Origin of the sequence: Paraburkholderia sp. SIMBA_054, assembly GCF_046534875.1 — a bacterium.
Taxonomy (GTDB): Bacteria; Pseudomonadota; Gammaproteobacteria; order Burkholderiales; family Burkholderiaceae; genus Paraburkholderia; species Paraburkholderia hospita.
Genome location: NZ_JAWRXV010001618.1, coordinates 1 through 240, shown reverse-complemented (window position 1 = coordinate 240; position 240 = coordinate 1). Strand labels below are relative to the sequence as shown.

Annotated in this window: 1 pseudogene; it reads left to right on the top strand. The window is 58.8% G+C overall.

Annotation, left to right across the window (positions count from 1 at the left end):
* Positions 1-240 (top strand): annotated as a pseudogene (locus tag SB822_RS60555) (IS21 family transposase); the annotation flags it as partial.

Sequence of the window (240 nt, the reverse complement as noted above, 5' to 3'; positions counted from 1 at the left end):
AGAAGCACATCGTCTACAACGCGAAGCTGGTCGCGTTTGCGCAGCACTACAGCTTCGCTCCACGTGCATGCAAGGCTTACCGGGCCAAGACCAAGGGCAAGGTTGAACGCCCCTACCGTTATATCCGGCAGGACTTCTTCCTGGCACGCCGCTTCCAGAATCTCGGTGACATGAACCGTCAGTTGCGCGAGTGGTTAGACACCGTCGCCAATGTCCGCCTGCATGGCACCACGCATCGTG